We start from the raw sequence: 8,107 nt of genomic DNA on the forward strand, positions 1-8,107 counted from the left end.
GTGCGCCATCGCCGACAAGCCCGAGAAGGGCGCAGGCGCTCCGGCCATGCCCGGCGGCATGGGCGGCATGGGCGGCATGGGTGGCATGGGCGGCATGGGCGGCATGTACTAGCCCCCGTTCACCATTCCCGCTTCCTACGAGGCCGGGGTCCGCAAGGGCTCCGGCCTTTTTTTACGCCCGGCGCTGTACATGGCAGGGTAATGGTGTATACATGAAAACCATGTGTACTGGCCCTTTCCCCCCTGAAGTTCAAGCTGCGGCAAGGTCTGACGAGACATGAAGAAGCCGATACTCATTGCAGCGGCGATCTGGACGCTCTTTGTCGTGGCCGCGGCGGCCATCGCCCTGGCGGCCAGTTGGCAGAGCACTCTGGAACAGGCCCGCGTGGCGGCCCGCGTGGCCTTTGAAAAAGACCTGACCTTCCGCCGCTGGAACAGCCTGCGCGGGGGCGTCTACGTCCGCGTGACCGAGCAGAACCAGCCCAATCCCTACCTCGACGTGCCCGACCGGGACCTGGTCACCACCAAGGGCATCAAACTGACCATGATCAACCCGGCGTACATGGCGCGCCAAGCCTATGAGATCCAGAAAACCACCGCCACGGTGCAGGGACACATCACCAGCCTGAACCCCATCCGCCCGTCCAACGCGCCCGATCCCTGGGAACACGAGGCCCTGCTGCGCTTCGAAGGGGGCCTGCCGGAGGTCTATTCGCACGAGGAACTGGACGGCAAGCCCTACCTGCGCATCATGCGGCCCGTGTTCATCGAGGACTATTGCCTGCGCTGCCACGCCAAGCAGGGCTACAAGGAAGGCGAAATCCGCGGCGGCATCAGCGTTTCGGTGCCGCTCAGCAGCCATCTGGAGGAGTACCACAGCCTCGCGGCCAAGACCGTCGGCGGTTACGCCATCATCTGGAGCATCGGACTCGCGGGCATCGTGTTCGGCGGCAGGCGGCTCCGGCAAAGCATCGCCAAGGAGCACCAGGCCCGCGTGGAGGCAGAGGCGGCGAACATCGCCAAGGGCGAGTTTTTGGCCAACATGAGCCACGAGATACGCACCCCGTTGAACGGCGTACTCGGCATGCTGCAACTGCTCAAGGAGCAGAACACGCCGGAGGATCAGGCCAGCTACGTGTGCATGGCCTACGATTCCGGCAACCGGCTGCTGGGTCTCTTGAACGACATCCTCGACATCTCCCGCGTGGAGGCGGGCGAACTGGTGCTGGAGCGCCAGCCCTTCAGCCCGCGCGAACTGCTGAACTCCGTGCTCACCGTGTTCCAGGCGTCCTGCTCCAAGCACGGCTTGAAGCTCACCGGCATCCCGGACCCCAGCCTGCCGGAAACCCTGGTGGGCGATGAGGCCCGGCTGCGCCAGGTGCTGTTCAACCTGCTGGGCAACGCCGTGAAGTTCACCCCGGAGGGAGCGGTGACGATGGAGGCCTGGGCCAGGCCGAACGCGGCCAAGCCCGGCTCGGTCAGGCTCTACTTGAGCATCGCCGACACGGGCATCGGCATCCCAGACGACAAGCTCGCCCACGTGTTCGAACGCTTCACCCAGGTGGACGGCTCCTTCACGCGGCGCTACCAGGGCGCGGGCCTCGGGCTGGCCATCGTCAAGCGGCTCATGGACCTTATGGGCGGCAGCATAGACGTGGTGAGCGAACCCGGAGCGGGCACCGTCTTCCATCTACAGATTCCCCTGGAGCGGCCCCAGGGCCAGGCCAGGCCGCAACCCGCCGAAGCGCCTCGCCCGGCGGCCGCGCAGCCGCCGGAGCACATGCGCCTGCTGCTGGCCGAAGACGAGGAGGTGAGCCGCCTTTCCGCCCAGGTGATGCTGACCCGCCTGGGCTACGAGGTTGTGACCGCCCCGGACGGCCAGGCCGCGGTGGAGGCCTATCGAAGCGGCAGGTTCCACTGTGTGCTCATGGACATCCAGATGCCGCTCATGAACGGGGTGGAGGCCACCCACGCCATCCGCGCCCTGGAGAAGGCCGAAGGACGGCCGCACACGCGCATCGTGGCGCTTACGGCCTATGCCATGCCCGGCGACCGCGAACACTTCCTGGCCTCCGGCATGGACGACTACGTGACCAAGCCGGTGCAGCCGGAGGCGCTGCTCATGGCCCTGCGCCGGGTGAAGGCCAGCAGGCAGGCGCCCGGCGGCCCGGAAGAAGGCGCAAGCCCCCTGGACCATTAGGCTCCTGGCGTCCGCAACACGCTATTCTGTCCGGAATCCGAGGCGGGTTCCGGCCTTTTTCATTGGCGCGGGGTCAAAGCGGCGAAGCGGAGGGGAAGGAGAAAAGAGAGGCGGCCTAGCGCGTGGGCAGGCCTGTGCGGTCCAGATAGAACTTGCCGCGCTCGTCCATGGACATGATGACGTACAGCGGCGTGGCCAGCATGCGCGCGCGGTTCACCGGCCCGTAGCTGCGCGAGTCGAAGGAGGCGTGGCGGTTGTCGCCCATGACGTAGTACTCGTCCGGAGCAAGGCGCGCGGCGGGCATGTCCAGGCTCTTGTTGCCCGGCCGGCGCGAAGCGTAATAGCCTTCGTCGATGGGATCGCCGTTGACGTAGACCAGCCCGTCCTCCACCTCCACCACCTCGCCCGGCAGGCCCACCACGCGCTTGACGAAGATCAGCGAGTGCTCGCCGGGATACTCGAAGACCACAAGCTGCCCCCGGCGGATGATGTCGCGCGGGCGCAGGGCGGCGCAGCGCAGCCGGTCGCCGCTGCGCAGGGTGGGCCGCATGGAGGTCTGGGCCACGGTGTAGATGGGGAAGGCCCAGCGCTCGGCCTGGCCCGCGGCCAGGGAGGCCGTGGTCATGAGCACCACCGCCCCCAGGTACACGGGCAGGGTGTTTCGAGATCCGGGCACGAAATCGCGCAGGGTTCCGGCCACGCGGTGGGCGTCCCAGGCGGCGTAGAGGGAAAGCAGCAGAAAGCCGCCCAAAGACGACAGCCACCAGCGGAAGGTCTCCGCCGCGCCGATGCCCAAAAGCTGCCACGCGGCGGCCAGGCACAACAGGGTGACGCCCTTGCGGAAGCGGCCGTTGTACACCTGGCCCAGGCCCGGCCACAGGAAGGAGAGCAGGGCCGCCAGCCAGGGCTTGCGCGGGCTTGCGGGCGGCCCGGCGGGCGCGCCGGAGCTTCTGGGCAGAACGTTCAGATGCATTGCTTGCGCCTCATGACAGTATCTTTGTTCTCATAGCAGAGGACGCGGCAAGAGGCAAAGGGTTGCGCCCCGCCATCCCATGCCCGCCTCCGCTCCGGGACATGGAACGCCTTGACACCCACCCGGCCTTTGCCCCACACTCCGCCCCGGTCATACACCGCCCTAAGCGGGCCATGCGCCGCCCGCAAGCGGGTTTTACGCCGCCACAAACGGCTGCCGCAGGACCAAAAGGAAACAACCATGCGCGTGCTCGGCATCGATTACGGACAGGTCCGCGTGGGTCTGGCCATCACGGACCCGGAAGGCCGCATGGCCTTTCCCCGGCCCGCCCTGGCGCGCACCACCCGCGACGGCCTCTTCGAGGCGCTGCTGCGCATGGTGGAGGAGGAGCGCGTGGAGGCCATCGTGGTGGGCCTGCCGCTGACCCTTGACGGCGAGGACTCCCTGACCACCCGCCAGACTCGGAATTTCGTTGAAAGCCTTGCCCGGCGCGTCAGCGTGCCCGTGCACCTCATGGACGAACGCTTCAGCTCCGCCGCGGCGGAGGCCCAGCTCAAGGAGGCCGGTCTGTGCAGCCGGAAGATGAAAACACGACTGGACAGCCAGGCGGCGGTGCAGATCCTGGAGACCTGGATCAGCAGCCAGCCAGGCCGAAATCCCGCCTGAAACACATTTTGTGGCTGCTGCTGGGCTTTGCCGCGACCATCGCGGCGGCCTTCGCCGGAGGCACGGTCTATTTCCTCGGCCCGGCGGAAGCGCCCGGCCGCGAGGCCGTCGTGCTCATCCGCCCGGGCATGACGCTGCCCGCCATCGCCCGCGAGCTGGAGTCCCAGGGGCTCATCCGCAACGCCCAGGCCCTGGTGCTCATCGCCAAGCTGAACGGCCACATGGCCTCGGCCAAGGCGGGCGAGTTCCTGCTCTCCTCCGGCTGGCCCGCCCAAGAGATTTTGCGCGTCATCACCACCACGAACGGCATCCAGCACAAGGTGGTCGTGCGCGAGGGCCTGCCCTGGTGGATGGCCGCCAAGCTCTTCGAGGCCGAGAACCTCACCGACCGCGAGAGCTTCGAGCAGGCTTCCAAGAACGCCACCCTGCTGCAAAAGTATGCCATCCCGGCCGATTCGGCGGAGGGCTTCCTGTTCCCGGAAACCTATCAACTGCCGCGCACCCAGGCCGACAACGGCACCGCCGTGGTGGAGGCCATGCTGCGCGAGTTCGACCGCCAGGCCAAGAAGCTGTGGCCACAGGGCCCGCCCCCGGCCGCGGAGCTCAGGCGCATCGTCATCCTCGCCTCCCTTGTGGAGCGCGAAACCGGCGACGCGGCCGAACGCCCGCGCATCGCCGGGGTGTTCATGAACCGGCTCAGGCTCGGCATGCGCCTGCAGTGCGATCCCACCACCATCTACGGCCTGGGCCCGGCCTTTGACGGCGACCTGAAGCGCGCCCACCTGGAGGACGCCCAGAACCCCTACAACACATACGCCCACGCCGGGCTGCCGCCGGGTCCCATCTGCTCGCCCGGGCTGGCCTCGCTCCAGGCCGCCCTGAACCCGGAGGCCCACGACTACATCTATTTCGTGGCCAAGGGCGACGGCACCCACGAGTTCAGCGCGACCCTGGACGAACACAACCGCGCGGTGAACCGCTACCAGCGCCACCGCAACCCGGAGGCGTACCAGTCCGCGCCGAGCCAGTCCGCTGCCGCCGCCGTTGCTGGGGCCAAGCCCGAGGCCAAACCGGCGGCCAAAGCAACAGTCAAGACGCCCGCCAAGACGGCCAAGGATTCCAAGGCCAAGGAGCAAAAGTCGAAGGCCCAGAAGGCGAAGGACGCCAAGGCCAAAAACGCCGCGCCCAAGGACTCCAAACCGGCCCAGAAGCCCCAGACCAAGCCCGCGACCACTGGCTAGCCGTGGAACGGCACGACGCCGCTCACGGCCTCGCCGCATAAGCTGATTGCCGTCTCCCTTGTGGCGGCGGTGAATTCCAGTTGAAGTCGCACGAATGGAGCCAGCGGGGCGACTCGCTGACTCTTTCGTTTGGGTGGCGTGCTGGTGGCGCAGAGTCATCACGCGGCGCCGCCCGGACGAAACACACGCCCTTCCGCCGCCCGTTTGACGTAGGACCAGCGCTGGGCCAAGGCTCGCGCACGCTCCGCTTCCTTGACAGCTGTCCGCCGCTGAGGCATTTTTTATGCCGGATTTGGCACACCTTACCGGAGGCCTTATGAGCAGCGACGACCGCAACATCTACCTGTCGACCATCGAACCGGCGGAGGCCGTGCGCCAGGCCAAAAACGCCCTGGACCGCGCCGCCCTCGTCCACCCGGAACTGGTGCCCGCGCATGAATCCTGCGGCCGCGTCACCAGCCAGCCCATCTTCGCCCGTTGCTCTTCGCCCACGTACCATTCCGCCGCCATGGACGGCATCGCCGTCTCCTCCGCCGCCACCTTCGCCGCGCGCGAGGGCAGCCCCGTGACCCTGCGCAAGGGCGCGGGCTTCGTGCCCGTGAACACCGGCCACCCCCTGCCGGACGGCATGGACTGCGTGGTCATGATCGAGCACGTGGAGCAGGTGGACGAGGACACCGTGCGCATAGAGGCCCCGGCCTTCCCCTGGCAGCACGTGCGCCGCATCGGCGAGGACATCGTGGCCACGGAGCTTCTGCTGCCGCAGAACCACACCCTTTCGCCCTACGACGTGGGCGCGCTTCTGGCCGCGGGCATCTTCGAACTTTCCGTGTGGGAGCGCGTGCGCCTGACCTTCATCCCCACCGGCGACGAAGTGCTGGACTTCACCAAGTGCCCCACGCCCCAGGCCGGGCAGGTCATCGAGAGCAACTCCCAGGTCTTCCGGGCCATCGCCGCCTCCTGGGGGGCCCTGCCCTCCTTCACGCCGCCCGTGCCCGACCAGCCCGAGGCCCTGCGCGCCGCCGTGGCCAAGGCCCTGGCCGACGGGGCCCACGTGGTGGTGGTTGGCGCGGGCTCCAGCGCGGGCAGCAAGGACTTCACCCGCGCCACCTTCGAGAGCTTTGGCAAGCTTTTGGCCCACGGCATCAGCGTCATGCCGGGCAAGCCCACGGTGCTTGGCGTCACTCAGGGGCTGTTCGAGGGGCGGCTGCTCGTCGGCGCGCCGGGCTATCCGGTCAGCGCCGTGGTCTGCCTGGAAGACGTGCTGGAGCCCGTGGTGCGCTGGCTCATGCGCCAGGCTTCGCCCGGCAGGCAGAAAATCGCCGCCCGGCTGGCGCGCAAGACCCCCAGCCGCCCCGGCATGGAGGAGATCGTCCGCCTGGCCGTGGGCAAGGTGGGCGAGGGCTTCGTGGCCGCGCCCCTGCCGCGCGGGGCCGGGCTCATCACAAGCCTCACCAAGGCCCAGGCCATCACGCGCATACCCGCCCAGAGCGAAGGCCTGGAGCAGGACGCCATCATCGAGGCCGAGCTGCTGGTGCCCCTGGACGGACTGGACAAGGTGCTGGTGCACATCGGCAGCCACGACAATATTCTGGACCTGCTGGCCAACGAGCTCACGGGCCTGGCCGAACCGCTTTCGCTGGTGTCGAGCCACGTGGGCAGCATGGGCGGCCTAACCGCGCTCAAGAACGGCGCGGCGCTTTTCGCGGGCTGCCACCTGTTCGACCCGGAAAGCGGCGACTTCAACTTCCCCTTCCTGGCCAAGCACCTGCCCGGCCTGGACCTCACCGTCATCAACCTCGCCATCCGCCACCAGGGGCTCATGGTGCAAAAGGGCAACCCCAAGAACATCACCGGCGTGGCCGACTTGGCCAGGCCCGACGTGAACTTCATCAACCGCCAGCGCGGCGCGGGCACGCGCATATTGCTGGACCACCACCTGGACAAGGCGGGCATAGAGCCTTCCCAGGTGCGCGGCTACGACCGCGAGGAATACACGCACATGGCCGTGGCCGTGAACGTGCTGACCGGCGCGGCCGACTGCGGCCAGGGCATCTATGCCGCGGCCAAGGCGCTGGACCTGGACTTCGTGCCCCTGGCGCGGGAACGCTACGACCTCATCCTGCCCACGGCGCACCTCTCCGACCCGCGCATCATGACGCTCAGGCAGGTCATCGGCACCGAGCAGTTCCAGCAGCGCATGCAGGGCCTGGGCGGCTACGACACGCCGCTCACCGGGCAGATCATGAAGCCGGGCATGGGCATGGGAGAGTAGGAGAACCGGGGCGGACGCCCCGATGAAGAAAAGCAGAAAGCGCTGGGCGGCAAGGCTCAGCGCTTTTTCTTTTGGGCCTTTCTTTCGGCCTGGCGGCCCCAGGGACACACGGACACGCAGACCCCGCAGATGCCGCCGTGTATGTGCGGCAGCTTGGCGAATTCCTCCAGCACCTGCACGCGGCAGCGCTCAAAGAAGAGCGCTTCCTCGCGCGAGCCGAAGTGGCTGTCCGTGTTCGCGCCGCGAATGGCCTGGGCCGGGCAGGCGTCCGTGCAGGCGGTGCAGCCGCCGCAGCGGTTCTTCAGCGGCTCGTCCGGGGTCAGCGGCAGGTCGGTGAGCACGGTGACAAGGCGGATGCGCGGGCCGTATTGCGGGCTGACCGCCAAGAGACTCTTGCCCTGCCAGCCAATACCGGCGGCCACGGCCACAGCCTTGTGCGACACGTAGGACGTGAGCCGCGCGGCGTCCAGAATCTGCGAGGCGGGCAGGGGCAGGGCCCGGCCCCCGGCCTGCTGCAAGGCCAGGCTGGCCTTGAGGGCCAGCTCGTCCAACAGCGCGTTCACTTTCTGGTAATGCTGGGAGTACAGCGGCGTGGGCCGGTCGATGATGGCGTCGAGCACCGGGTCGGACAGGCGCACGGCGATGCTTACGGCGCGGCTGAAGCCGTCGAACAGCTCCGCGGGCTCGGTCTCGATGCCGCGCAGGCGCTCCAGATCGGCGATGCCCACAAGACTTGCGCCCCAGCTGCGCGC

General features: G+C 68.1%; 6 protein-coding genes. 4 read left to right on the plus strand and 2 right to left on the minus strand.

What is annotated here, in order from left to right; genetic code table 11:
• The first annotated feature begins 277 nt into the window (after positions 1 to 277).
• Positions 278 to 2,200: an ATP-binding protein gene (locus tag VN419_RS02355; RefSeq protein WP_325644041.1), complete on the plus strand. Its 1,923-nt coding sequence runs from the start codon at positions 278 to 280 to the stop codon at positions 2,198 to 2,200.
• A 115-nt stretch (positions 2,201 to 2,315) separates the two neighbouring features.
• On the opposite strand, the gene lepB is transcribed toward VN419_RS02355, so the two are convergent.
• A complete protein-coding gene (gene lepB / locus VN419_RS02360) occupies positions 2,316 to 3,173 on the minus strand; it encodes a signal peptidase I (RefSeq protein ID WP_325644043.1) in 858 nt (285 codons plus the stop codon).
• A 240-nt stretch (positions 3,174 to 3,413) separates the two neighbouring features.
• Between lepB and ruvX the strand changes: the two genes are divergently transcribed.
• From ruvX to VN419_RS02375, 3 genes are all read left to right on the plus strand, one after another.
• Positions 3,414 to 3,839, plus strand: a complete 426-nt coding sequence (gene ruvX, locus VN419_RS02365) for a Holliday junction resolvase RuvX (protein WP_325644045.1) — start codon at positions 3,414 to 3,416, stop codon at positions 3,837 to 3,839.
• A gap of 8 nt (positions 3,840 to 3,847) precedes the next feature.
• Entirely contained in the window at positions 3,848 to 5,080 is a 1,233-nt protein-coding gene (gene mltG, locus VN419_RS02370; protein WP_325644047.1) for an endolytic transglycosylase MltG, read from the plus strand.
• Between the two features lie 316 nt (positions 5,081 to 5,396).
• Positions 5,397 to 7,355: a molybdopterin biosynthesis protein gene (locus tag VN419_RS02375; protein ID WP_325644049.1), complete on the plus strand. Its 1,959-nt coding sequence runs from the start codon at positions 5,397 to 5,399 to the stop codon at positions 7,353 to 7,355.
• A gap of 56 nt (positions 7,356 to 7,411) precedes the next feature.
• Here the strand turns inward: VN419_RS02375 and VN419_RS02380 are convergent.
• The coding region (locus VN419_RS02380) for a 4Fe-4S double cluster binding domain-containing protein (RefSeq protein WP_325644051.1) at positions 7,412 to 8,107 on the minus strand (696 nt) is incomplete at its 5' end.

Source organism: Humidesulfovibrio sp. (assembly GCF_035560995.1).
GTDB lineage: Bacteria > Desulfobacterota > Desulfovibrionia > Desulfovibrionales > Desulfovibrionaceae > Humidesulfovibrio.

What these genes read in the sequence shown, in the direction of transcription:
- VN419_RS02355 (WP_325644041.1), top strand. Translation starts at nt 278, where the DNA reads ATGAAGAAGCCGATACTCATTGCAGCGGCGATCTGGACGCTCTTTGTC.
- ruvX (WP_325644045.1), top strand. Translation starts at nt 3,414, where the DNA reads ATGCGCGTGCTCGGCATCGATTACGGACAGGTCCGCGTGGGTCTGGCC.
- lepB (WP_325644043.1), bottom strand. Translation starts at nt 3,173, where the DNA reads ATGCATCTGAACGTTCTGCCCAGAAGCTCCGGCGCGCCCGCCGGGCCG.
- VN419_RS02375 (WP_325644049.1), top strand. Translation starts at nt 5,397, where the DNA reads ATGAGCAGCGACGACCGCAACATCTACCTGTCGACCATCGAACCGGCG.